This is a genomic window from Aquamicrobium sp., assembly GCF_023954335.1.
Taxonomy (GTDB): Bacteria; Pseudomonadota; Alphaproteobacteria; order Rhizobiales; family Rhizobiaceae; genus Aerobium.
In genome coordinates this window covers 1,649,878-1,673,087 of record NZ_JAMLIE010000001.1, presented here as the reverse complement: position 1 = coordinate 1,673,087, position 23,210 = coordinate 1,649,878, and the positions used below count along the sequence as shown (strand labels likewise).

Annotated in this window: 23 protein-coding genes; 5 read left to right on the top strand and 18 right to left on the bottom strand. The window is 68.6% G+C overall.

The annotated features are described in order from the left end of the window. From M9945_RS08310 to M9945_RS08280, 7 genes are all read right to left on the bottom strand, one after another. On the bottom strand, positions 1–186 hold the full coding sequence (locus M9945_RS08310) for a hypothetical protein (RefSeq protein WP_367944124.1): 186 nt from the start codon (positions 184–186) through the stop codon (positions 1–3). Between the two features lie 358 nt (positions 187–544). Continuing rightward, complete coding sequence (locus M9945_RS08305; RefSeq protein WP_367930983.1) at positions 545–1,672, bottom strand: ATP-dependent RecD-like DNA helicase; 1,128 nt, start codon at positions 1,670–1,672, stop codon at positions 545–547. Positions 1,673–1,720: 48 nt separating this feature from the next. Beyond that, on the bottom strand, positions 1,721–2,218 hold the full coding sequence (locus M9945_RS08300; RefSeq protein ID WP_367944123.1) for a hypothetical protein: 498 nt from the start codon (positions 2,216–2,218) through the stop codon (positions 1,721–1,723). A gap of 40 nt (positions 2,219–2,258) precedes the next feature. After that, complete coding sequence (locus M9945_RS08295; RefSeq protein ID WP_367944122.1) at positions 2,259–2,861, bottom strand: LysE family translocator; 603 nt, start codon at positions 2,859–2,861, stop codon at positions 2,259–2,261. A gap of 180 nt (positions 2,862–3,041) precedes the next feature. Further along, positions 3,042–3,620 carry an acetolactate synthase small subunit gene (ilvN, locus tag M9945_RS08290; RefSeq protein ID WP_367930986.1) on the bottom strand — a complete coding sequence of 193 codons (579 nt, stop codon included), beginning with the start codon at positions 3,618–3,620 and terminating at the stop codon, positions 3,042–3,044. Between the two features lie 59 nt (positions 3,621–3,679). Beyond that, positions 3,680–5,467, bottom strand: coding sequence for an acetolactate synthase 3 large subunit (locus M9945_RS08285; RefSeq protein ID WP_367944121.1), 1,788 nt, complete (start codon positions 5,465–5,467; stop codon positions 3,680–3,682). Between the two features lie 162 nt (positions 5,468–5,629). Further along, complete coding sequence (locus M9945_RS08280) at positions 5,630–6,760, bottom strand: acyltransferase family protein (RefSeq protein WP_367944120.1); 1,131 nt, start codon at positions 6,758–6,760, stop codon at positions 5,630–5,632. A 207-nt stretch (positions 6,761–6,967) separates the two neighbouring features. Here M9945_RS08280 and M9945_RS08275 point away from each other — a divergent pair, with 207 nt between their 5' ends. Beyond that, on the top strand, positions 6,968–8,803 hold the full coding sequence (locus M9945_RS08275) for an ATP-binding protein (RefSeq protein WP_367944119.1): 1,836 nt from the start codon (positions 6,968–6,970) through the stop codon (positions 8,801–8,803). Between the two features lie 10 nt (positions 8,804–8,813). On the opposite strand, the gene miaA is transcribed toward M9945_RS08275, so the two are convergent. Next, positions 8,814–9,758: a tRNA (adenosine(37)-N6)-dimethylallyltransferase MiaA gene (gene miaA / locus M9945_RS08270; RefSeq protein WP_367944118.1), complete on the bottom strand. Its 945-nt coding sequence runs from the start codon at positions 9,756–9,758 to the stop codon at positions 8,814–8,816. Here miaA and serB point away from each other — a divergent pair. Further along, on the top strand, positions 9,757–10,644 hold the full coding sequence (serB, locus tag M9945_RS08265) for a phosphoserine phosphatase SerB (protein ID WP_367944117.1): 888 nt from the start codon (positions 9,757–9,759) through the stop codon (positions 10,642–10,644). The two genes, miaA and serB, sit on opposite strands and share 2 nt — an antisense overlap. Next, entirely contained in the window at positions 10,641–11,210 is a 570-nt protein-coding gene (locus tag M9945_RS08260; protein ID WP_367930992.1) for a GNAT family N-acetyltransferase, read from the top strand. Before serB ends, M9945_RS08260 begins: the two co-directional genes overlap by 4 nt. A 35-nt stretch (positions 11,211–11,245) precedes the next feature. Here M9945_RS08260 and M9945_RS08255 read toward each other — a convergent pair whose 3' ends face one another. The 6 genes from M9945_RS08255 to M9945_RS08230 all read right to left on the bottom strand — a co-directional run bounded on the left by M9945_RS08255 (position 11,246) and on the right by M9945_RS08230 (position 17,326). Continuing rightward, a complete protein-coding gene (locus tag M9945_RS08255; RefSeq protein WP_367944116.1) occupies positions 11,246–12,784 on the bottom strand; it encodes a DegQ family serine endoprotease in 1,539 nt (512 codons plus the stop codon). Between the two features lie 181 nt (positions 12,785–12,965). Beyond that, positions 12,966–13,151, bottom strand: a complete 186-nt coding sequence (locus M9945_RS08250) for a DUF2065 domain-containing protein (RefSeq protein ID WP_367944115.1) — start codon at positions 13,149–13,151, stop codon at positions 12,966–12,968. Position 13,152: 1 nt separating this feature from the next. Further along, complete coding sequence (hflC, locus tag M9945_RS08245; protein ID WP_367944114.1) at positions 13,153–14,106, bottom strand: protease modulator HflC; 954 nt, start codon at positions 14,104–14,106, stop codon at positions 13,153–13,155. 1 nt (position 14,107) lies between these two features. After that, complete coding sequence (gene hflK / locus M9945_RS08240; protein ID WP_367930996.1) at positions 14,108–15,217, bottom strand: FtsH protease activity modulator HflK; 1,110 nt, start codon at positions 15,215–15,217, stop codon at positions 14,108–14,110. A 264-nt stretch (positions 15,218–15,481) separates the two neighbouring features. Further along, positions 15,482–16,114, bottom strand: coding sequence for an isochorismatase family cysteine hydrolase (locus M9945_RS08235; RefSeq protein ID WP_367944113.1), 633 nt, complete (start codon positions 16,112–16,114; stop codon positions 15,482–15,484). A gap of 72 nt (positions 16,115–16,186) precedes the next feature. Then, on the bottom strand, positions 16,187–17,326 hold the full coding sequence (locus tag M9945_RS08230; RefSeq protein WP_367944112.1) for an ABC transporter substrate-binding protein: 1,140 nt from the start codon (positions 17,324–17,326) through the stop codon (positions 16,187–16,189). Between the two features lie 174 nt (positions 17,327–17,500). Between M9945_RS08230 and M9945_RS08225 the strand changes: the two genes are divergently transcribed. After that, positions 17,501–18,370: a MurR/RpiR family transcriptional regulator gene (locus M9945_RS08225; protein ID WP_367944111.1), complete on the top strand. Its 870-nt coding sequence runs from the start codon at positions 17,501–17,503 to the stop codon at positions 18,368–18,370. Positions 18,371–18,402: 32 nt separating this feature from the next. Next, positions 18,403–19,713, top strand: coding sequence for a glutamine synthetase (locus M9945_RS08220; RefSeq protein WP_367944110.1), 1,311 nt, complete (start codon positions 18,403–18,405; stop codon positions 19,711–19,713). A gap of 210 nt (positions 19,714–19,923) precedes the next feature. Here M9945_RS08220 and M9945_RS08215 read toward each other — a convergent pair whose 3' ends face one another. Genes M9945_RS08215 through M9945_RS08200 form a run of 4 tightly spaced genes read right to left on the bottom strand, consistent with a single transcriptional unit; the run spans position 19,924 to position 23,207 of the window. Then, positions 19,924–20,568, bottom strand: coding sequence for a cysteine hydrolase family protein (locus M9945_RS08215; RefSeq protein ID WP_367944109.1), 645 nt, complete (start codon positions 20,566–20,568; stop codon positions 19,924–19,926). After that, positions 20,568–21,584 (bottom strand): branched-chain amino acid ABC transporter permease, encoded by a 1,017-nt coding sequence (locus M9945_RS08210; RefSeq protein WP_367944108.1) that lies wholly within the window; start codon positions 21,582–21,584, stop codon positions 20,568–20,570. The genes M9945_RS08215 and M9945_RS08210 overlap by 1 nt, the downstream gene beginning before the upstream one ends. A 13-nt stretch (positions 21,585–21,597) precedes the next feature. After that, positions 21,598–22,488, bottom strand: a complete 891-nt coding sequence (locus M9945_RS08205) for a branched-chain amino acid ABC transporter permease (protein ID WP_367944107.1) — start codon at positions 22,486–22,488, stop codon at positions 21,598–21,600. Further along, complete coding sequence (locus M9945_RS08200) at positions 22,485–23,207, bottom strand: ABC transporter ATP-binding protein (RefSeq protein WP_367944798.1); 723 nt, start codon at positions 23,205–23,207, stop codon at positions 22,485–22,487. The genes M9945_RS08205 and M9945_RS08200 overlap by 4 nt, the downstream gene beginning before the upstream one ends. Positions 23,208–23,210: the final 3 nt, after the last annotated feature.

The window sequence follows — 23,210 nt, the reverse complement described above, 5'->3', positions numbered from 1 at the left end:
TTACGTCGTGCGCCCCGGATGCGCCCGCTCCGGCGCCACCTGCGCCAGCGGAAGCCGCTTCAAGATCGCCCATGCTGGCAGCGCGTGCTTCGGCATCACCTGCTCCGGCAGCACCTGCTCCGACGACACCTGCGCCAGGACCACCCGCAGCGGCGCCGCGTGTTCCGGGGCGGCCTGTTTCGGCACCGGCTTCACCCGATGCCCGCCCGCCGCTCCCTTCCCGCCGCGAGGCATCCGCAGGCGACGAAGCGCCTCCCTGTCGAGGCTTCGGCATCTTCTCCTCCATTCGAAAGCCACTGCTCAGAGCAGGGTAACATTGACCTTTACGTCAAAGTCAAGGGAAGAAGGGGAGCGAGTAGGGAGTAGGGAGTAGGGAGTAGGGAGTAGGGAGTAGGGAGTAGGGAGTAGGGAGTAGGGAGTAGGGAACGATAGCTGCGGCAGAATGCTGCGCCAGCGACCAGCCAAGGCGGCGAAATGGGCCACCGGCCCCTTTCACTACTCCCTACTCCCTACTCACTATTCGCTATTCCCTATTCGCTCTCCCTCACCTCACCACCGTCAGCCGCTCCGCCGCCCGCGTGATCGCGGTGTAGAGCCAGCGCTGGCGCGTGTCCTTGAAGGCGAAGCTCTCGTCGAACAGCACCACCTCGTCCCATTGCGAGCCTTGCGCCTTGTGGACGGTCAGGGCGTAGCCGTAGTCGAAATCGTCGAAGCGCTTCTTCTGCTGCCACGGGATGTCGGCGTCCGGGTCCTCGAACGCGGCCTTGAGCAGCTTGATCTTGGCGACGCCGCGGTCGGGATCGTCCTCCTCCGGCGCCACGAGCAGGTTGATGCCGGGCTTCACCGTTTCGCGCGAGGAAGTCATGACCTTCCACAGCGAACCGTTGAGCAGCCCCTTGGCCGGGTCGTTCCTCAGGCACACCAGCTTGTCGCCGGCCTGCGGATAGGAGGCGTCGAAGCCCTTCAGCTCGCGCAGGCGCTGGTTGTAGCGCCGCCGGGTGCGGTTGGTGCCGACCAGCACCTGATCGGCCGCCAGCACCATGTCCTGATCGACCTCACTGCGCGTGATGACCTTCGCCCTGCCGAAATCGCCATGGGAAAGCTCGCGCCCCTCGCGCACGTCGAGCGCCATGCGGATGATCGGGTTGTCGGCGGCCTGCCGGTGGATTTCGGTCAGGAGGTGGTCCGGCTCGTGCTCGGTGAAGAAACCGCCGCCGGAGATCGGCGGAAGCTGCGCCGGATCGCCGAGAACGAGGATCGGCGTGCCGAAGCTCATCAGGTCGCGGCCGAGCTGCTCGTCGACCATCGAGCATTCGTCGACAACGATCAGCGCCGCCTTGGCGACGGGGCTCTGCCGGTTGAGCGAGAAGGTGGGGTTGATCGAAGTCCTGCCCGTGGTCTCGTCCTCCACCGCCTCCTCGCCGCGCGGGCGATAGATCAGCGAATGGATGGTGCGGGCGTTCACCGCGCCCTTGGAGCGCAGCACCTGCGCCGCCTTGCCGGTGAAGGCGGCGAACTGCACCTGCCCGTCGATATGCTCGGCGAAATGACGGGCGAGCGTGGTCTTGCCGGTGCCGGCATAGCCGAACAGGCGGAAGATCGGCCGGTGCCCGTCCTTCAGCCAGCGCGCGACGGCCTTCAGCGCCTCGTCCTGTTGCGGGGAAAACTGCATGGCCGATCAGTGCTGGATTCGCGCGCCGGGGGCAAGGGCGCAGGCGCTTCACCCACCCGCCGCGGGGTTGCGGGTGTAGCCGGGGCCGATGGTCAGGGGTACGTCGGGCACGACCGTGTCGGAGATGTTGCTGCGGAAGGCGAGGTCGCGCGACCACAGGAGATGCTCGTCCTCGCGGTCGAGGACGCGGAGGGAAACGGCGTAGTCCCTGCCTGCCTCCACGCCGCGCACGGGCGGCGAGCGCAGCGCGAGGCGCGTCATCTCGGCGCCGCCGACCCGCTGGCGCACGACGTGAGGCGGGCCGCCGGCCGGGTCCTCGAACGCGGCCTCGACGATGGTGCCTGTCGGCAGTGGCCGCATCACGGCCGCGGTGAAGCCGTAATAGACGTCGGCGACGCGGTAGTTGAAGATGAAGCCGCCGCCCATCACCTGAAGCCACGGCTTCTCGGCCGGGTCCTCGCGCGTCAGCCAGCCGAGCACGAACAGGGGCACCAGCAGCGCGCATGCGGCCGCGAGCAGTCGGGCGGGCGTGAGCCTTTCGAGCATGCGGCGGATTCTACCAGTTCGGCAAAACCGCGTCGATTGCCTATCTCAGCATCGGCCACAGGCTGGCGACGAGCAGCAGGCCCATGGCGATGTTGAACCATTTGAGCCGGACGGGATCGGAGAGGAAGCCGCGCAGCGCGACGCCGAATCCGGCCCATGTCGAGACGCACGGCACGTTTACCAGGGCGAAAGCCACAGACACCAGCATGACCGACAGGAACGGAGCCTGCGGGTTGGTGTAGACGGCCATGGCGGTGACGGCCATCACCCACGCCTTGGGGTTGACCCACTGGAAGGCGGCGGCCTCGAGAAAGGTCATCGGCCGCGACTCCTCGCCCCCGTCCTTGGTGCTTTCCATCGAGCGGGCCATGGCGATGCGCCAGGCGAGATAAAGAAGGTAGGCGCCGCCCGCGACCTTCAGCGCCGCATGCAGCGGCGGGTAAGCAGCGAGCACCGCGCCGAGCCCGAAGCCGACGCCGAGCAGCAGCGAAAGGAAGCCGACGCCGATGCCCAGCATGTGCGGGATGGTGCGGCGGAAGCCGAAATTCACCCCCGACGCCATCAGCATCAGATTGTTCGGCCCCGGCGTGATCGAGGTGACGAAGGCGAACGCGATCAGCGCCGCGAAGATATCGAGCGACATTACGGTCCTCTCGGAAACGGGCCGGCCAGACTGGCCGGAAACCGGAACGGCAGCTTGTGGCAGCGGCGGGCCGCCGGTTGGCGCAGCATCGCGCTGCGCGAGGGACGCGTCAGCGGCCGGGCCGCGCGCAAGGAACGGCGGCGGCCTCTCCCGCTCGTCTGGCCCGGGCGGCGCGGCGCGTCAGGCTTCCATGCCCTGCGGGCCGCGGTTCATGGCGGCGACGCCGGTACGGCATACCTCGATCAGGCCGAGCGGCTGCATGATGGAGATGAACTGGTCGATCTTGGCGGTCTTGCCGGTGATCTCGAAGATGAAGTGCTCGGTCGTTGCGTCCGACACCTTGGCCTGGAAGGCGTCGGCGAGCCTGAGCGCCTCGACGCGGGCATTGTCCTCGCCGCGCACCTTGACGAGCGCGAGCTCGCGCTCCAGCGGGCGCTCCTGGCCCATGGCGCGCGCCACCACGGTCAGGTCGTTGACGCGGTGGACGGGCACGATGCGCTCGAGCTGGTGCTTGATCTGCTCCAGCACGTGCGGCGTGCCGCGCGTGACGATGGTGATGCGCGACAGATGCGCCTCATGCTCGGTCTCGGAGACCGTCAGGCTGTCGATGTTGTAGCCGCGCCCCGAGAACAGGCCGATGACGCGGGCAAGGACGCCCGGCTCGTTGTCGACCAGCACGGAAAGCGTGTGCTTCTCGGCGGCCTGCGTCTCGCGGGCGATGAAGTAGGCGGAGCCGGTGGGCTGAAGCTGGGCGTTCATGGTGTCGTCTCTTTCTCGTGTTCCCGTTCAGGAATTGGCGGCCTTCCTCGCGGAAGAGATCACACCAGCTCCCTGCCCTTGGCGTCGATGGCGTTGGCGACGGCCTCGTCGGTGGCCTCGTCCGGCAGCAGCATCTCGTTATGCGCCTTGCCGGACGGGATCATCGGGAAGCAGTTGGCGAGGTTGGCGACCCGGCAGTCGAACAGCACCGGCTTCTTCACGTCGATCATCTCACGGATGGCGTCGTCGAGCTCGCCCGGCTTCTCGCAGCGGATGCCGTGGGCGCCGAAGGCCTTCGCCATCAGCACGAAGTCGGGCATCGCCTCCGTATAGGAATGCGACAGCCGGTTGCCGTGCAGCAGCTGCTGCCACTGGCGCACCATGCCCATATACTGGTTGTTCAGGATGAAGATCTTGATCGGCGCCTCGTACTGCACCGCCGTCGCCATCTCCTGCATCGTCATCTGCACCGAGGCGTCGCCGGCGATGTCGATGACCAGCGCGCTGGGATGGGCGATCTGCACGCCGAGCGCGGCCGGCAGGCCGTAGCCCATCGTGCCGAGGCCGCCGCTGGTCATCCAGCGGTTCGGCTTCTCGAAGCCGTAATGCTGGGCTGCCCACATCTGGTGCTGGCCGACCTCGGTGGTGATGTAGGTGTCGCGGTCCTTGGTCAGCTCGTACAGCCGCTGGATCGCATATTGCGGCATGATGACGTCGTCGCTGTTGCGGAAGGCAAGCGAGTCGCGGCCGCGCCAGCGGTCGATCGTCTCCCACCACGGCTTCAGCGCGCCCTTCTCGGCCTTGACCGTGGCGCGCCACAGCCGGACCATGTCCTCCAGCACCCGCCCGACATCGCCGCGGATGGCGATGTCGACCGGCACGTTCTTGTTGAGCGAGGACGGGTCGATGTCGACATGGATCTTCTTGGAGTGAGGCGAGAAGGCGTCGAGCCGGCCGGTGATGCGGTCGTCGAAGCGCGCGCCGAGGCAGACCATCACGTCGCAGTCATGCATGGCCATGTTGGCCTCGTAGGTGCCGTGCATGCCCAGCATGCCGACCCATTGCCTGCCGGACGACGGATACGCGCCCAGCCCCATCAGGGTGGAGGTGACGGGAAAGCCGGTCAGTTCCGCCAGCTCGCGCAGGAGATGGCTGGCCTCGGGCCCGGAATTGACCACGCCGCCGCCCGAATAGATGATCGGGCGCTTCGCCCCCGCCATCAGCGCGACGGCCTCGCGGATCGACTCCATGTCGCCCTGCACCTTGGGATTGTAGGAGGTGCGCGGCGCCTGCTGCGGCGGCGTGTACATGCCGCGCGCGAACTGCACGTCCTTCGGGATGTCGACGACGACGGGGCCGGGCCGGCCGGTGGTGGCGACGTGGAACGCCTCGTGGATGATGCGGGCGAGATCGTTGACGTCCTTCACCAGCCAGTTGTGCTTGGTGCAGGGCCGGGTGATGCCGACCGTGTCGCATTCCTGGAAGGCGTCGGAGCCGATCAGCGTCGTCGGCACCTGGCCGGAGATGCACACCAGCGGGATCGAGTCCATCAGCGCGTCCTGCAGGGGCGTCACCGCGTTGGTCGCGCCGGGGCCGGAGGTGACGAGCATGACGCCCGCCTTGCCGGTCGAGCGGGCATAGCCTTCGGCGGCGTGGCCCGCACCCTGCTCGTGGCGGACGAGGACGTGGGTGATCTCCTCCTGCTGGAACAGCTCGTCATAGATGGGAAGGACCGCCCCGCCGGGATAGCCGAAGATGTGCTCGACGCCGTTGTCCTTCAGCGCCTGGATCACGATCTCCGCGCCGGTCATCTCGCGCCTGCCGGCTTCGTTGGCTGCGTTGCTCATCTTTTTCTTCCCGTCCTGTGCTCACGCGTTCCGCTGCGTCTGTACCGTTGTCGAAGGCAATAAAAAAGGCCCCCTGGGGAGCCTTGGTCGCGCATGGGTGGTCGTTGCCCGGCGGCTACGCCGCCCTGCCCATGCGCTGTCCTACGATGAGAATGATCCTGTTCATGGGCGCGGACAGTAATTGCCGTTCCGTTCTTCTGTCAATGGTAAAACGGAGGGCACGCCTTGCCGCCGCCCCGCCGCCCACGCCGGCAGCCGGCCTTTCAGCGCCAGCGCCGGCTTCTCGACCAGCGCCCACGACAGGGCGGCGAGCGGCGCGGCGAGGAGGATGGAAGCGGCGGCGAGTTCGACCGGCCCGAGGCCTGGAGCGCACAGCAAGAGGACCTGCCCGACGGGCCAGCCATAGATGTAGAGGCCGTAGGACAGGTCGCCGCGGGCGCTGAGCCGGCGCAGCGGCCCAAGCGGCAGGGCCGCGAAGCACAGCACGAGGTAGCCGAGGGCGAAATAGCTCGCCAGCGGCTCGAGCGTTGTCCGCCACGCCGTGAGGAAGGCGAGGACGGCGACCAGCGCCCCCGGCACGGACAGGCGCAAGCTGTGGCGCAGGCGATACGCGCCCGCCCCGATGAAGAAGCAGATCGCCAGGCGCAGCACCTGATCGACGACGCCGAACTCCGGGACGCTCACCTTCGTCAGCCGGAAGAGCTGCATGCCGACCAGCACCGCGAAACCCAGCCACATCAGCCGCGGCCGCCGCCACAGGCCGAGGGCGGCCAGCAGCGCCAGGAGGAGGTAGCACAGCATCTCGTATTTCAGCGTCCATAGCGAGACGTTGACCTGCCCCGCCGCCGGCAGTTGCTCGAACACGCCGGGCAGCGTGCCGTACCCGGTGAACAGGGACAGCGTGACGAAGAGGTAGCGCCAGGTCTGCGGCGAGGTGAAATAGGCCAAAGGATCGAGGCGCGAGACCATCGGCCCCACCACCATGTCGGTCACGAGGACGCACGCAACGAGGCCGGGAAAGACGCGCAGCACGCGCCCGCCGAGAAAGGCGACCGGCTCGGGATTGCGCTCAAGGCTCGCCGCGACCAGCAGCCCGCTCAGGATGAAGAACACGCTGACCGCATGCTGGCCGAGCGTGAAGGACGACACGCCGGACAGCGGCTCGGCGGAAAGCGGGCCGCCGGCGATAAGGAAGGAATGGCTGACGATGACCGACGCGGCCGCGGCCAGCCGCACGAGGTCGAAATTGTTGCGCCCCCGTTCGAGGATGTCGCAAAGCGCTATGCCGCCCAAAGCCGCAGCTCCTGTCTGCCCGCGCCGACCGTCGGGACGGACGCCGGGACGTATTTGTCGCACGCGGCGATTTCCGGGCCCTTAAGCGCGGTGGCTTCCGAAAGGTTAACGGGATTTCTCGTCAATCATTCTTAACCATCGGAAAACACGCGACCTTAACCCGGTACGGCTAGGGTGGCGGTTCGAGGCAGGGGGTAGGAACCATCGATGTTCGTTGAACGGGCCGAACCCGGCGAAACGACCAGTCAGGAGCGGCGCGACGCGGCGCAGCCCGACCTGCGCGTCCTTGGACACGTCATCCACTGCGACGGCGCGCGCGCCACGCTCGCGGCCTATGCCTGCGACGAGCAGGCGCAGGTTCTCGCCCAGTGGAACGTCGGTCGCATGGTCTCGATCAATCTCGGCGCCATCCGCACGGTCGGCCTCGTCTATCGCATCGAGACGCCGGTGCAGGCGTGGGACGAGAACGGCCGCAACCCGATCAACGTCCATATCGAGCTGGTCGGCGAGGTGCGCGACGTCGAGGGCCGCGGCCCGGTGTTCGACCGCGGTATCACCGCCTATCCGCATATCGGCGCGATCGCCCATCGCATCCGCGCCCGCGACCTCGAGGCCGTCTACGATCTCGCCGGCCGGCGGGGGCTGACCCTCGGCCAGCTTGCGCAGGACGAGACGGTCGAGGCGCGCATCGCCATCGATGACACGCTCAACCGCCATTTCGCCGTCGTCGGCACCACCGGCGTCGGCAAGTCGACGGCGGTATCGCTGCTGGTGCGCAAGGCCATCGGCGCGCGCCCGGACCTGCGGGTGCTGATCCTCGACCCGCACAACGAGTTCTCCGCCGCCTTCCCCGACCAGTCGGTGCGCATCAACACCCGGACGCTGGAGCTGCCGTTCTGGCTGTTCCGGCTGGAGGAGCTGGTCGAGGTGCTGTATCGCGGCCGCGAGCCGATCCCGGAGGAGGTCGACCTGCTGCGCGACCTGATCCCGCTCGCGAAGCAGAGCTACCGCGCCCCGTCCGGCGCCGCGCTGATGCGCCGCCCGGCCGACGCCAGCGGCATCACTGCCGATACGCCCGTGCCCTACCGCATCGCCGACGTGCTCAGGCTGATCGACGACCGCATGGGCATGCTGGAGGCCAAGAGCGAGCGGCCGATCTATCGCGCGCTGCGCATCCGCATCGACGCGGCGATGAACGATCCGTCCTATCGCTTCATGTTCGCCTCGCGGTTGATCGACGACAACATCCACGAGACGGTCGGCCGCATCTTCCGCGTGCCGCACGAGGGCAAGCCGATCACCTGCCTCGATCTTTCGGTGCTGCCGTCGGAGGTGGTCAATTCGGTGTGCTCGGTGCTGGCGCGCATGGCCTTCGACCTCACGGTCAACAGCCAGGGCCGGCTGAAGCTGCTCGTGCTGTGCGAGGAAGCGCACCGCTACATGCCGGCCGACCCGCGCCTCGGCTTCGCGCCCACCCGCCATGCGCTGTCGCGCATCGCCAAGGAAGGGCGCAAGTACGGCTGCTATCTCGGCGTCGTCACCCAGCGGCCGGGAGAGCTCGACCCCACCGTCCTGTCGCAATGCTCGACCATCTTCGCCATGCGGCTGGCCAACGAGGTCGACCAGGACATCATCCGCTCGGCCATCGCCGATTCCTCGGCCTCGACGCTGTCCTTCCTGTCGTCGATGGGCCAGCGCGAGGCCATCGCCTTCGGCGAGGGCGTGGCGACGACGATGCGCATGAAGTTCGAGTATCTCGCGCCCTCGCTCCTGCCCGGCGCGCGCCGCCGGCCGGAAAGCGAGCCGGCTGCCGGCGACGGCGAGATCGATATCCAGACGCTGGTCGCCAATCTGCGCGGCGCGGCCACGCCCGGCTCCGCGCAGCCCTCCGGCCTCGGCCTGCCGGTCGACCCGCTGTTCCAGGCGGGCGACCCGCCGCCGTCCCTGCCGCCGGTCCCGCCCGAAAAGCGCGCGCCGCAGCCGGAAGACCGCTTCCGCCGCCGCTTCCGCGACGATGACGGGCTGCGGCGGCTCTACGAATAAGGCGCTCCCTTCAACGGAGATCGACCGCCTCGCCCATGGCGATGCGTCGCCATTCGGGGCCGAACTGGGTGCGGAACCACGTCATCTGCCGCTTGGCGTATCGGCGCGTCGCCGTCTTCGCCCGCTCGACCGCCTCTTCGAACGGCATCTCGCCCCGGTCGGCGACGAGAAGCTCGCGCACGCCGATCGCCTTCATCGCCGGCAGGGCCGGGTCGAGGCCGCGCGCGCCGATCGCCCGCGCCTCCTCCAGCGCGCCCTCGTCCAGCATGGCGTCGAAGCGGCGCGCGATCCGCGCCGCCAGTTCGTCCCTGTCCGGCTCGATGACGAGAAGCCGCGCGCTGTCCGCATCGACCGCCGGCGCGCCCGCGGCCTTCTGCCAATGCGAGATCGGCCGGCCCGACGCCTCCAGCACCTCGAGCGCGCGCACGATGCGCTGGGCGTCGGCCTCGTGGATGGCGGCCGCCGCCGCCGGGTCGCGCGCGCCGAGCAGCCGGTGGAGCGCCGGCGCACCCTCCTCCCGCGCCGCCGCGCGCCATTTTTGCCGAATCTCTTCAGGCACCTCGGGCATTTCGGAAAGACCCTGAATCAAGGCGCGGAAATAAAGCCCCGTCCCGCCGACGAAAATCGCCGTTCGTCCCGCAAAAGCCCCGTCCCCGGCAAGGGCGGGGACATCACGCAGATAACGGCCGGTCGAATAGCTTTCCGCCGGATCGACATGGCCGTAGAGAAGATGCGGGATCTCCGCCTCGTCCGCCGCGTCCGGCCGCGCCGTCAGCACGCGCAGGCCGGCATAGACCTGCATGGAATCGGCGTTGACGATCACCCCGCCCGTCTCGCGGGCGAGTTTCAGGGCCAGCGCCGACTTGCCGCTGGCGGTCGGCCCGGCTATCAGGATCGCGCCCTTCAGCGGTCGCCTGCCGGCCGCGCTCCCGGATATGTCCCAAGGTTCACCCATGCCGCTCGTCGCCACGCTGATCGCCAATCCTTCCCGGCCGGAACTCAGGTCCGACCTCGCTGATAGAGCCTTGCGCGCTGTGGGCGCAAGCGCCATCGACTGGCTGGCCGAGGGCGTCGCCGCCGATCTTCACCTGCCCGAGGGCGCCGAGGCCGGCGCCGCGCTCGCCGCGCTGCGCGCCGCGCTCAGTCATGCGCCCGTCGACGTCGCCGTGCAGGAGGCGGCGACGCGGCGCAAGAAGCTGCTGCTCGCCGACATGGATTCGACCATGATCGACCAGGAATGCATCGACGAGCTGGCCGACGAGGTCGGCGTCAAGGCGCATGTCGCGGCGATCACCGCCCGCTCGATGAATGGCGAGATCGCCTTCGAGCCGGCCCTGCGCGAGCGCGTCGCGCTGCTCAAGGGGCTGGATGCCGGCGTCATCGCCCGGATCATCGACACGCGCCTGACGCTCGCCGCCGGCGCGCGCGCGCTCGTCGCCACCATGAACGCGGCCGGCGCGCGTACCGCGCTGGTCTCCGGCGGCTTCCGCACCTTCACCGGCCCGATCGCGGCGAAGCTCGGCTTCCACGAGCACCGCTCCAACACGCTGATCGAGCGCGACGGGCGGCTGACCGGCGAGGTCGCCGACCCGATCCTCGGGCGCGAGGCGAAGGCCGAGGCGCTTTGCGAGATCGCGGCCGGGCTCGGCCTGACGCCGGCCGACGCCATCGCCGTCGGCGACGGGGCGAACGACCTCGACATGCTCGACCTCGCCGGCACCGGCGTCGCGCTCCACGCCAAGCCGGCTGTCGCCGAGCGCGCGAAGATCCGCATCGACCATGGCGACCTGACCGCCCTGCTCTACCTCCAGGGCTATCGCCGGGAGGAGTTCGTCGCGTGATCCGGCTGGAAACGCCACGCCTTATCATCCGCAACTGGGAGGATCGCGACCGCGATCTCTTCTTCCGCATCAATTCCGACGAGGAGGTGATGCGTTTCTTCCCCTTCCGCCGCACGCGCGACGAGGCGGACGCCTTCCTCGACAGCTTGCGCGCCGGCAACGAGGAACGCGGCTACGGCTTCGCGGCGCTGGAGGTGAAGGAGAGCGGCGCCTGCGCCGGCTTCGCCGGGCTCTATCCGTCCGGGCCGATCCCGCCGCGCCCGGCTGGCGCGACCGAGATCGGCTGGCGGCTCGCGCCGGAATTCCAGGGCAAGGGCTATGTCACCGAAGCAGGCGAGGCGTGGCTGCGCTTCGGCTTCGAGACGCTCGGCCTCGACGAGATCGTCTCCTTCGCCGTCCACGACAACCATGCTTCGGTCGGCGTCATGCGCCGCCTCGGCATGCGCCACGTGCCGGGGAGTGATTTCGACCATCCCAAGGTGCCGGACACCCACCCGGCGCTGAAGCGCCACGTCTTCTACACGCTCGCCCGCGATGAGTGGCGCAAACGCCAAGCGGCGGCCTGAAGCCGCCGCTCATTCAGTCCCGACCGCGTCGGCGGTCAATCCATCCTGATCGTCACGAAGCGCAGCTCGCCGGTCTTCGAGGCCAGCATCAGCAGCGCGTTGCGGCGGCCCTGCGACTTCAGCGCCGCGATGCGGTCGACCACCTCCTGCGGGGTGGAGACCGATTCCTGCGCGATCTCGGTGATGACGTCGCCGGCGGCGACCCCGCGCTCGGCCGCGGCCGAGCCTTCGGCCACCTCGGAGACGACGACGCCGGAGACCTCGGCCGCGATGGCGAATTTCTCGCGCGCCGCGTCGTCGAGCTCGGCGACGGTCATGCCGAGCACGGCGGCCGTGGCGACCGGCGCCTCGTCGGCCGGCGGCGTCGTGCCGTCCTCGGCGATGCGCTCGCCATCCTCCAGCCGCCCGAGCGTGACCTTGACGGTCTGCTCCTCGCCCTTGCGGATCAGGACGACATCGACGGCCTTGCCGACCGGGCTTTCGGCGACGATGCGCGGCAGGTCGCGCATGGCGCGCACCTCCTTGCCGTCGAAGCGGATGATGACGTCGCCGGGCTGCACCGACCCGTCGTCGACCGGCCCGCCCTTGATGATGCCGGCGACCAGCGCGCCGCGCGCCTCGTCCATGCCGAGGCTTTCGGCGATGTCGTCGGTGACGGGCTGGATGCGCACGCCGAGCCAGCCGCGCCGCGTCTCGCCGAACTCGCGCAGCTGCTCGATGACCGAGACCGCGAGCTGCGAGGGAATCGAGAAGCCGATGCCGATGGAGCCGCCGGACGGCGAGATGATCGCGGTGTTGATGCCGATGACGCGGCCGTGCATGTCGAACAGCGGCCCGCCCGAATTGCCGCGGTTGATGGCGGCGTCGGTCTGGATGAAGTCGTCATAGGGGCCGGAATTGATGTCGCGGCCGCGCGCCGAGACGATGCCGATGGACACCGAGCCGCCGAGCCCGAACGGGTTGCCGATCGCCATCACCCAGTCGCCGATGCGCATTCCCGCCGAATCGCCGAACTGGACCGCGGTGAGCTTGCGCTGGCCGGGGTCGATCTTCAGCACCGCGATGTCGGTCTTGGGGTCGGTGCCGACCAGCTCGGCCTTCAGCTTGCCGCCGTCGGCGAAGTTGACCTCGATCTCGTCGGCGTCGGCGATGACGTGGTTGTTGGTGACGACGATGCCCTCGGCGGCGTCGATGATGAAGCCGGAACCGAGCGACTGCACCCGGCGGCCGCCCTCGCCGCCGCGGTTGTTCTCGTTGAAGAACTCGTCGAAGAATTCCTGGAAGGGCGAGCCTTCGGGCAGGCTCGGACGCGGCGGGGTGGCGCGTGGGCCGCCGCGCTGGCCGCCCCGGGGGCCGACGGTCTGCGAGGTCGAGATGTTGACCACCGCGTCGAGCAGCCCCTCGGCGAGGTCGGCCACCGAGGCCGGGCCGTGCGAGGGAACGGCCGGCGCGGGAGCGGGGGCGACCTCCTGCGCATGCGCGCCGTGAAGCGGGATCACGGACGCGGCGAGGCCGAGCGCCGTCGCGCCGATCAGCGCCCGGCCGGTTGCGGAAGACAGAAAGGTCGAAGCCATGGAAATCGTCTCCGGGTGGAACTGGGAACCGACGTGACGCCCCATCCTTTCCGGGATTGAGGCGCGTTTGCGGCGCTGGATCGTTTCTACGCAATTCCGGACGGAAAAGTGCTTCACACTTTTCCTGGACTTGCTCCGGGCCGGATTTTCCCGCTGACGGGACGATCCGGCCTTCACGCCCTCAGGTCCGCACCAGCCAGACGATGCCGACGCCGATGGCGGCGGCGACCAGCCCGGCCGTGCGCAGTGTCTGCTCCGGCGTCGCCAGAACCTCGGCGGCCAGCCGCCGCGCGAGGTTCGGCAGGCCGCCATAGAGCACGCCCTCGATGACGAGCACGAGGCCGAGCGCGACGAGAAAATCGTCCACGCTACTGCTGTGTCGCCGGGCCGGCGGGGGCCGCCGGCGCAGCCGGAGCCGCCGGAGCCGCGGGGGCGGGCTGCGCCTGCCCCTGCGCGCTGCCGAAGAAGCGGAAGAAGTCCGAATCCGGCGACAGCAGCATGGTCGTTCCCGAGCCCTGCAGGGCGGACGTATAGGCCGCCATCGAGCGATAGAACTCGAAGAAGTCGGGATCGCGGTTGAAGGCGTCGGCGAAGATCGCGTTGCGCTCCGCCTCGCCCTCGCCGCGCAGGATCTCCGATTCGCGGCGCGCGTCGGCGACGATCTCGACCACCTCGCGGTCGGCGCGGGCGCGGATGCGCTGCGCCGCCTCGCGGCCACGGGCACGCAGGCGCTCGGCCTCGGCGAGGCGCTCGGCCCGCATGCGCTCGTAGGTCTGCTGCGACACCTCGGCCGTCAGGTCGGTGCGGCGAATGCGGACATCGACGATCTGGAGACCGAGCGAGGTGGCGTCGGGGCGAAGCTGCTCGGCGACCTCGCGCATCATCGAGCCGCGCTCCTCGGACAGCGCCGCCTCGAAGCCGCGCAGGCCATAGACCCGGCGCAGGGCCGCGTCGAGGCGGGTGCGCAGGCGCTGCTCGGCCAGCGGCACCGAGCCGGAGACCGCGAGGCGGAACCGGCGCGGGTCCGAGATGCGATAGGCGATGAAGGCGTCGACCTCGTAGAAGCGGCCGCCCGAGACCTGGACGCGGATGTCGTCGAGGTCGAAGCGCATGACGCGGTCCTCGATCATCTGGACGTTGTCGGCCTCGATGAAGGGCAGCGGCAGCTTGAAGTAGATGCCCGGCTCGGATTTGACGTCGACGATCTCGCCGAAGCGCAGGACGATGGCCTGCTGGCGCTCGTTGACGACGAAGATCGACGACCAGATCAGGAACAGGACGATCGCGGCGGCGACCGCGATGAAGGGAAGACGGTTTGCCATGTCAGTTGCCTCCCTGGCCGGCCTGCTGGTTCGCGCGCAATTCGGGCAACGGCAGGTAGGGGATCACGCCCTGCCCGCTGCCCTGCTCGACGATGACCTTGTTCGAGCTCTTCAGCACGGTCTCCATGGTTTCGAGGAACAGACGCTTGCGCGTCACGTCCGGCGCCTTGGCGTATTCGTCGTAGACCGAGATGAAGCGCTGCGCCTCACCCTCGGCTTCCTGCACCACGCGGTTCTTGTAGGCGGCCGCGTCTTCGCGGATCTGCGCGCCCTCGCCGCGGGCGCGGCCGAGCTGCTGGTTCGAATACTGGTTGGATTCCTCGACGAAGCGGTCCTCGTCCTGCTCGGCGCGCTGCACCTCCTCGAAGGCGTCGGCCACCTCGCGCGGCGGCGCGGCGTCCTCGATCGAGATCGCGGTGACGGCGAGGCCGGCGGCATAGCCGTCGATGGTGTTCTGGATGATCTCGCGCACGTCCTCGGCGATGCCCTGGCGGTCGTCGCGGAAGATGTCCTGTGCCGGACGGCGGCCGACCACCTCGCGCATGGCGCTCTCGGCGACCTGCCTGAGCGTGGCGTCGGGATCGGAGACGTTGAACAGATAGGCCTTCGGGTCGTTGACCTGATAGGCGACCGAGAAGCGGACGTCGACGATGTTCTGGTCGCCCGACAGCATCAGCCCGGTGGAGGCGTTGCCGCCCCGTGCCTCGCCGACATTGATCAGGCGCTCGGCCACGGTCGCGCGCTCGACGGTCTCGATCGGCCACCAGTGGAAGTGCAGGCCCGGCTCGGAAATCTCGTCCTTGGGCTTGCCGAAGCGCAGCTCGACGGCCAGCTCGTCAGGCTGCACGGTATAGACCGCCTGGAACAGCCACAGCACGGCCAGGCCAAGGACGATGAGGCCGAACATGGCCGGGTTGGCGCCGCCGCCGCCCGGCAGGGCGTTCTTCAGCCTGTCCTGGCCGCGCCGGATGATGTCCTCCAGATCGGGCGGCGTGCCGCCGGGCCCGCCCGGGCCGCCGGGACCGCGCGGTCCCTGGCCCCACGGGCCGCCACCGTTTCCGCCGCCGCCGCCCCAGGGCCCGCCGCCGCCACTCTGATTGCTCCAGGGCATGAATATCCTCTCTGTCCGGAGTGCCCGCGGCGATTCCGGCCGCCGCGCATTGCCGTTTCATCGGGTTATAGGGACGCGCGCGACCGCTTTCAACGCGGCGAAGCGCCGGATCGGCATTTTCACCCCGCCGAAAGCCGCAATCGCTGCGACAGCCGGCCGTTTCGCCCGTTCGCGGACGATGCGGCGCGCGGCCGGACGGCCGTGGGTCACGATAATGTTACGCCGATGTTACGCCAAGGCTGGCGGCCGCGGCACGCCCGATCCTCAGACGAGGTCGGCCAGCACCGCGTCGACGTCCTGGACGCGGCAATAGCCGCCGAAGGCGCGCAGGCCGGTCGTGTGCCGCTCGTCGGTATAGGTGGCGCAGGCATCCTCGGCGCAGATCATGTAATAGCCGCGGTCGGCGCCGTCGCGCACCGCCATGTCGACGCACTGGTCGGTCAGGAAGCCGGCGACGACGACGTTCTCGACGCCGAGATTGCGCAGGACATAGTCGATATTGGTCGAGTTGAAGACGCCGGACGAGGTCTTGGTCAGGACGATGTCGTCGTCATGCGGGGCGACGAGGTCGATGACCTTGCCGAGATGCGAGCCGCGCGGGATGTGGATGTTGGAGAGCTTGTGGTCGAGCGAGCGGTCGCGGCCGTCGCGCGTCAGGGATTCGATCACCGTGTAGACGATCTCGACACCCTTCGCGCGGGCGCCGTCGACCAGCCTCTTCATCGCCGGCAAGGCGCGGCCGTGCAGGGCGCGGTCGAAGTCGGGATACTGCGCCAGCACTTCCGGAACGAGCTCGGCGTTCTGCGCGTCGACGACGAGGACGGCCGTGCGCGCCGCGACGAGCTTGCGGTCCCTGCCCTCGTAGCGCGCAAGGGTGCTGCCGGCCTGTTCGCTCATTCCTGCCTCTTGCTCGTAAGACACAAAAGAAGACGGAGCCCGAAGGCCCCGTCCGCTCATAGGAAGTCCGGCTTACTCGGGAAGCCAGATTTCCTCAACCTTGAATTCCCCGCCGGTGACGCTGATGATCGAGATCGGCTTCGGCGGCACCATGGTCTCGCGGGTGTAGCTGATCTCGCCGGTGACCGCCTTGAAGCCGCGGGTCTCGGCCAGCGCGTCGCGGATCTTCGCCGGCTCGTCCGAATTGGCGCGCTTGATGGCGTCGGCCAGCAGGTTGAGCGCGTCGTAGCCGAGCGGCGCGAAGGAGTTCTCCGGCTCGATGCCGTATTCGGCCTTGTAGTCCTCGATGAACTTCTTCACCTCCGGGCGGTCGTCGCCGAGATAGGTGTGGGTGGAGAAGTAGACGTCGTTGGCGAGTTCGGGGCCGGGCACGGTCGAGACGAGTTGGGTGTCGAAGCCGTCGCCCGAGACGATCTTGAGATCGAGCCCCTGCTCGCGGATCTGCTTGACCGACAGGCCCGCCTCGGACGGGATCGCCGAGACGAACACCGCGTCGGGCTTGGGATCGATGGCGGCGAGGCGGGCGATCTGGGCCGAGAAGTCGGTGTCGCCCATCATGAAGATGTCCTCGCCGACGATCTCGCCGCCCTTCTCCTTGAAGCGCTCGACGAAGAACTTGCTCAGCGCCTTGGTGAAGTCCATCGAGTTGTCGGTCCACACCGCGACGCGGCGGGCGCCGAGCTTGTCGTAGACGTAGTCGGCGATGGCGTAGGACTGGTCGTCGTCGCCGAAGGCGGTCATGAACATGTGGTCGCCGACCCATTGCGGCAGCTCGGGGTGGGTCGCGCCGGAGGTGAGGAACGGAACGCCCTTTTCCTGGAACAGCGGCGCGCCGGCCATGACGAAGGTGGTGTCGGACTGGCCGAAGCCGGCGACGACGCCCTCCGAGAGCACGCGCTGGGCGGCGATGGCGGTTTCCTGCTGGTCGGTCTTGCCGTCCGGGGCGATGAGCTCGATCTGCTTGCCGAGGAGGCCGCCGGCGGCGTTGATCTGCTTGGCGGCGAGCTGCGCGCCCTTCAGGGACGGGCCGTCGAGCGACGACATGCCGCCCGTCAGATTGTAAAGCGCGCCGATCTTGATGACATCCTGGGCGCCGGCGGTGCCGAGCATGGCCGCCATGACCAGGGCCGATACGGAAAGAAGTGCTTTCATATCTCGCTTCCCCTTTGTTATGCCGCCTGCCCAACGCCTTGCGGACAGCCCGCAAAACGTGCGGCATTTATGAAACAAGGATGCAATGGCTGGCGCCATTCGTCAACAGAACGGTACATTTTTCTTCATCAAATCAAATTTGTCTGATTTGATACAGGAAGGGGAGGAAAGTCCATGGCAGGAACGGAACCCGCCGACGTGCTTGAACGCCTGAGAAGGGAATTGCCGTCGCTGAGCCAGCGCGAGGCGCGCGCCGCGCGCCACCTGATGGCCAACTACCCGATGGCCGGCCTCAACACCGTCGCCGAATTCGCCGAGCAGAGCGGCGTCAGCACGGCGACGGTGCTCAGGCTCGTGCGCCGCCTCGGCTTTTCCATCTACGCCGATTTCCAGGATTCGCTGCGCCGGCATCTCGAGGTGACGCTGCAATCGCCGCTGCTGCGCTTCAGCCGGCCGGAGGAACGGGAGGCCGGCGCGCCCTCGCATTCGCTCGGCCGGTTCACGGCCAATGTCGCGGCGCGGCTCGAGGAGCTGGAGCGCGTCGTCCCGGCGAGCGAGTTCGACAACGTCGCCGCACTGCTGGCCGAGCAGCGCCGCGACATCCATTTCCTCGGCGGGCGCTATTCCTCAAACCTCGCGACCTATATCGCGGAACTGCTCTCGGCCGTGCGCGGCAAGATCCATGTCATCGGCGGGCAGACGCAGCGATGGCCGCACCAGCTGCTCGACATCGGCCGCAACAGCGTGCTCGTCGTGTTCGACGTGCGCCGCTACCAGCAGGACGTCATCGACTTCGCCACCAAGGCGGCGACGCAGCAGGGCGCGACCGTGGTGCTGTTCACCGACGTGTGGCAATCACCGATCTCGCGCGTGGCCCGGCACGTGCTGCCGTTTCCGGTCGAGGCGCCCTCGGTGTTCGACATGCTGACGGTGGGCATGGCGCTGGGCGAGGCGATGGTCGGCGCGACCGCGGCGCGGATCGGCGCCGACGGCAGGAAGAGGATCGAGCGGCTCGAAGTCCTGCGCGGCGAGCGCGCCGGATAGGACAGGCCCGAACGGGAAAGAAGGGGACCAGGATGAAAAAAGAAGAAATCGTAATGCTGTGCACCACCGACCTCGGCGGCCAGACGCGGGGCAAGGGGTTTCCGGCATCCGATCTCGCGGACCGGCTGAAGAAGGGCATCGGCTGGACGCCGACCAACAGCATGATCACTGCGCACGGGCCGATCGCGCCGAGCCCGTGGGGGCCGTTCGGCGACCTCGTGCTGATCCCCGACCCTGACACCCGCGTGCGCATCGATTTCGGGTCGGACGCCGCGGCCGAGCATTTCGTCATGGGCGACATCCTGCATCTCGACGGCACGCCGTGGCCGGTGTGCCCGCGCGGCTTCCTCAAGCGCGTCCTCGCCGCGATCGAGGAGCGCCACGGGCTGAAGGTCAAGGCCGCGTTCGAGCACGAATTCGTCTACGAGGCGGTGGAGGAGAAGCCGAACGCCAGCTACGCGCTCGATTCCTTCCGCCGGCAGGGCGCGTTCGCCGAGCGCTATCTCGGCGCGCTGAAGGAGGCGGGCCTTTCGCTCGACACCTTCATGCCGGAATATGGGCCGAAGCAGTACGAGGTCACCGTCGGCCCGGCCGTCGGCGTCGCGGCCGCCGACCAGGCGGTGGCGGTGCGCGAGATCGCGCGCGCGGTCGCGCACGATCTCGGCAGCCGGGTCTCGTTCACGCCGATCCTGCGGCCCGACGCGGTCGGCAACGGCGTCCATGTCCATTTCAGCCTGATGGACGCCGCGACCGGCGCGCCGGTCAACCACGATCCCTCGCATGCCGACGGCCTGTCGGCGCGGGCCGGCAGCTTCGTCGCCGGCATGCTGGCGTGCCTGCCGGCCATCACCGCCGTCACCGCCGCCGCCTCGATCTCCTACCTGCGGCTGACGCCGAACCGCTGGAGCGCGGCCTACAACAATCTCGGCTATCGCGACCGCGAGGCGGGCGTGCGCATCTGCCCGGTTTTCCAGACGGCGGACATCACGAAGCAGTTCCATTTCGAGTTCCGCGCCGCCGACGCGGCGGCGAGCCCCTATCTCGTCCTCGGCGCGATGCTGGCCGCCGGCCTCCACGGCCTCGATTCCGGCCTGCCGATCCCGGCCGTGTGCGAGGGCGCGCCGCAGAACCTCTCGCCCGAACGCCTGCGCGAACTGGATATCGTGCGCCTGCCGCAGTCGCTCGGCGAGGCGCTCGACCTGTTCGAGGCCGACACCGTGCTGGCGGAGAGCTTCGGGGCGGAGCTGAAGAAGGCCTATCTCGCGCACAAGCGCTTCGAGGCCGAGATGATGGACAAGCTCTCCGTCGAGGAGCAGTGCGCCCGCTATGCGGCGGCGTACTGAGGGGGGGCCAGGTAACGTTCAACGTCGGCGCGGACGCCTCACCGGCTCGCTGCGCTCGCCACCTCTCCCCAGAGGGGAGAGGAAAATCGCGGCCGCCTTGCCGGCATTTTATTCAGCTTGGCCTTTTCCTCTCCCCTCTGGGGAGAGGTGGCCCGAAGGGTCAGTGAGGGGTCGGCGCGAACGGGACTCGGCAAAGCGCCCCCTGCCCGCTCACGCGGCGCTAAAATCGCGCTCCATCGCGGCGATCAGCGAGGCGGTGGTCTCGGTGCGGCAATAGCCCTTGAAGGCGTTGAGCGCGGCCTCGTGGCGGGCGCGCGTGTCGGTGGCGACGCCGTCGCTGACGCAGATCATGTGGAAGCCGCGGTCGGCGCCGTCGCGGATGGTGTGGTCGACGCACTGGTCGGTCAGGAAGCCGGTCACCGCGACGGTGTCGATGCCGATATTGCGCACCAGATACTCGAAATTGGTCGAGTTGAAGAGGCTGGACGAGGTTTTCGGGATCACCATCTCGTCGCGGCCGGGGCGCAATTCGTCGATGACCTTCGCGTCGTGCGATCCCTTCGCGATGAAGAAGTTCGACAGCTTGTAGTCGAGGCTGCGGTCGCGCCCGTCCTCGGTGAAGTTCTCCATCACCGTGTAGATCACCTCGACGCCGAGGCGGCGCGACGCCTCGGCCAGCCGGGCGATGTTGGGAATGACGAAGCCGCGCGCGTCTTCGTAGAAGTGGGGGCGCGGCTGGCGGTTCTCTTCGTCCATCACCCAGTTCTGCGCGTCGATGACGAGCAGCGCCATGCGCGCCGCTTCGAGCGGCCGGGCGCGGCTGCTAAAGACGTCCTGCGCGCGGGGCTCGCCCATCAGCGTCTCCTGCCGTTGAGATAGCGCGTCACCGGCCATGGCTCGCCGCTGCCGAACAGGCCCTGCGGCCGGAAATAGAGGACGAGGATCAGGCTCAGCGCCACGATCACCTGGCTCATGCCGTAGAGGCCGAACGATTCCTCGACCGGGCGCATCGCCTCCGACAGGCCGGTGATGGCGAAGGCGGCCAGCACCGCGCCGACGATGCTGCCCGAGCCGCCGATGACGATCATCACCACGAGGTTGAAGGCGAGCAGGATCGAATAGGTGCGCGGCGTGACGACGCTGATCAGGTGCACCATCAGCGCCCCGGCGACGGCGGCGAAGAACGCGCCGAGCACGAAGGCGAGCATGCGCATGCGCACCGTGTCGATGCCGGTGCACTCGGCGGCGAGGTCGTTCTCGCGCGTCGCCATCATCGCCCGGCCGAGCGAGGAATGCTTGATCCGCCAGACGGCGGCGAAGGTCAGCGCCAGGAAGCCGAAGGCCCACCAGATGTTCGACAGGCGCGGAATGCCGGAAAGGCCCGCGCCGCCGCGGGTGATGCCGTTCCAGTTCATCGCCAGCCCCTGGACGATGACAATCAAGCCCAGCGTCGCCACCGCGAGATAATGGCCGCGCAGGCGCAGCACCGGCAGGCCGACAAGGAAGGCGATGGCCGCGCCGACGACGCCGGCGATCAGCGCGGCGGGCAGCAGCGACAGGTCGAGCCCGGCGATGAACTCGGGAAGGTCCGGCAGCATCGAGCCCTTGCGCCGCGACGGGAAGGTCAGGATCGCCGCGACATAGGCGCCGATGGTCATGAAGGCGGGATGGCCGAGCGAGAACATGCCGGTCATGCCGTTGGTGAGGGTCAGCGAGACGGCGAGCGCGGCGTTGATGAACATCACCGCCACCAGCGTCGTCAGGTAAGGGCTCGCGCCCCGCGTCAGCAGCCACACCAGCGCAGCAGTGGCAATCAGCGCCAGCACTGCCCGCAGCGGCGCGGCGGCGGCAGATCCTGCGGCCGGGGGCACCGCCCCGGATGTCTCAGGCGCGCTCTTCGACATGGCGGACAAACAGCCCCGACGGCTTGACGAGAAGGATGAGGATCAGCAGCGAGAACACGAACACGTCGCGATAGCCGGCATATTCCTGCGGCAGGAGGCCGACGAACAGCACCTCGGCGAGGCCGAGGATATAGCCGCCCAGCATCGCGCCGCCGATGGAGCCGACGCCGCCGATGACGCAGGCGATGAACGCCTTGAGGCCCGGCGCGAAGCCGAGCAGCGGGTCGATCTGGCCGAACTTGCCGCCCCACAGCAGGCCGGCGACGGCGGCGAGCGCCGAGCCGATGGCGAAGGCGGCGAGGATGGTGCGGTTGACGGCGATGCCCATCAGCCGCGCCGCCATCAGGTTCTCGGCGGTGGCGCGCATCGCCCGGCCGAGCCGCGTGCGGTAGACGACGACGAACAGGAGCGCGATCAGCGCCATCGTCAGGCCGATGATGACGAGGTCGGTCATCGAGGCGCTGACCCCGCCGAGCGAGACGCGCTGGCGCATCGCCGCCGGGAACAGGAAGTTGCGCGGCTGGCCCGACAGGATCATCAGCGCCGTGTTCTGGATGACGATGGAAACGGCGAGCGTGGCGATGAAGCCCGTGACCTGCGGCGCGCCGATGATCGGGCGGAAGACGAGGGTCTGGATGGTCATGCCTGCCAGCGCCCCGATCATCAGCACGAAAATCAGGATGAGCGGCCACGGCACGCCGTAGAGCACCATGCCCAGCGTCGAGAACGCGCCGATCATCACGAGGTCGCCATGGGCGAAGTTGATCAGCCGCACAATGCCGTAGATCATCGAGAAGCCGATGGCGACGAGGGCGTAGAGGCTGCCGAGCGCGAGGCCGTTGATGAGCTGCTGGAAGAGGTACTGGTTCATCCCGCGACCCCCAGATAGGACTGCCGCACCCTGTCGTTCCCGGCAAGCTCCGCCCCGGTGCCGGACAGGGTGATGCGGCCGTTCTCCATGACATGGGCGCGGTCGGCGATCTCCAGCGCCATCGCCGCGTTCTGCTCGATCAGCAGGATGGTGACGCCGCGCGCCTTCAGCTCGGCGATGACGTCGAAGATGGTCTCGATCACCTTGGGGGCGAGGCCCAGCGAGGGCTCGTCGAGCAGCAGCAGCTTCGGCGCGCCGAGCAGCGCACGGCCCATCGCCACCATCATCTGCTCGCCGCCGGAAAGCGCGCCGGCCGGCGTCGAGGCGCGCTCGCGCAGGATCGGGAACAGCGCATGGACCTCCTGCGTCGTCCGCTCGATCCATTCCCTGTCGGTGCGGGTATAGGCGCCGAGGGCGAGGTTCTCCTCGACCGTCAGCGACTGGAAGATCTGCCGGCCCTCGGGGCAGTGGATCAGCCCGGCGCGCACGATCGCCTCGGTGGAGGCGCGCGTCAGCTCCAGCGGGCCGGCCTCGGCGGCCATCACGGCGCTGCCCGCCTTGACCGGCAGCAGCCCGGAGAGCGCGAGCAAGGTGGTGGACTTGCCCGCCCCGTTGGCGCCGATCAGCGCGACGAGCTCGCCCCTGCCCACCTCGAAGGAGACATCCTTCAGCACATGCGTCGCGCCGCGATGGACGTTCAGCCCCTTCACATCGAGCATGGC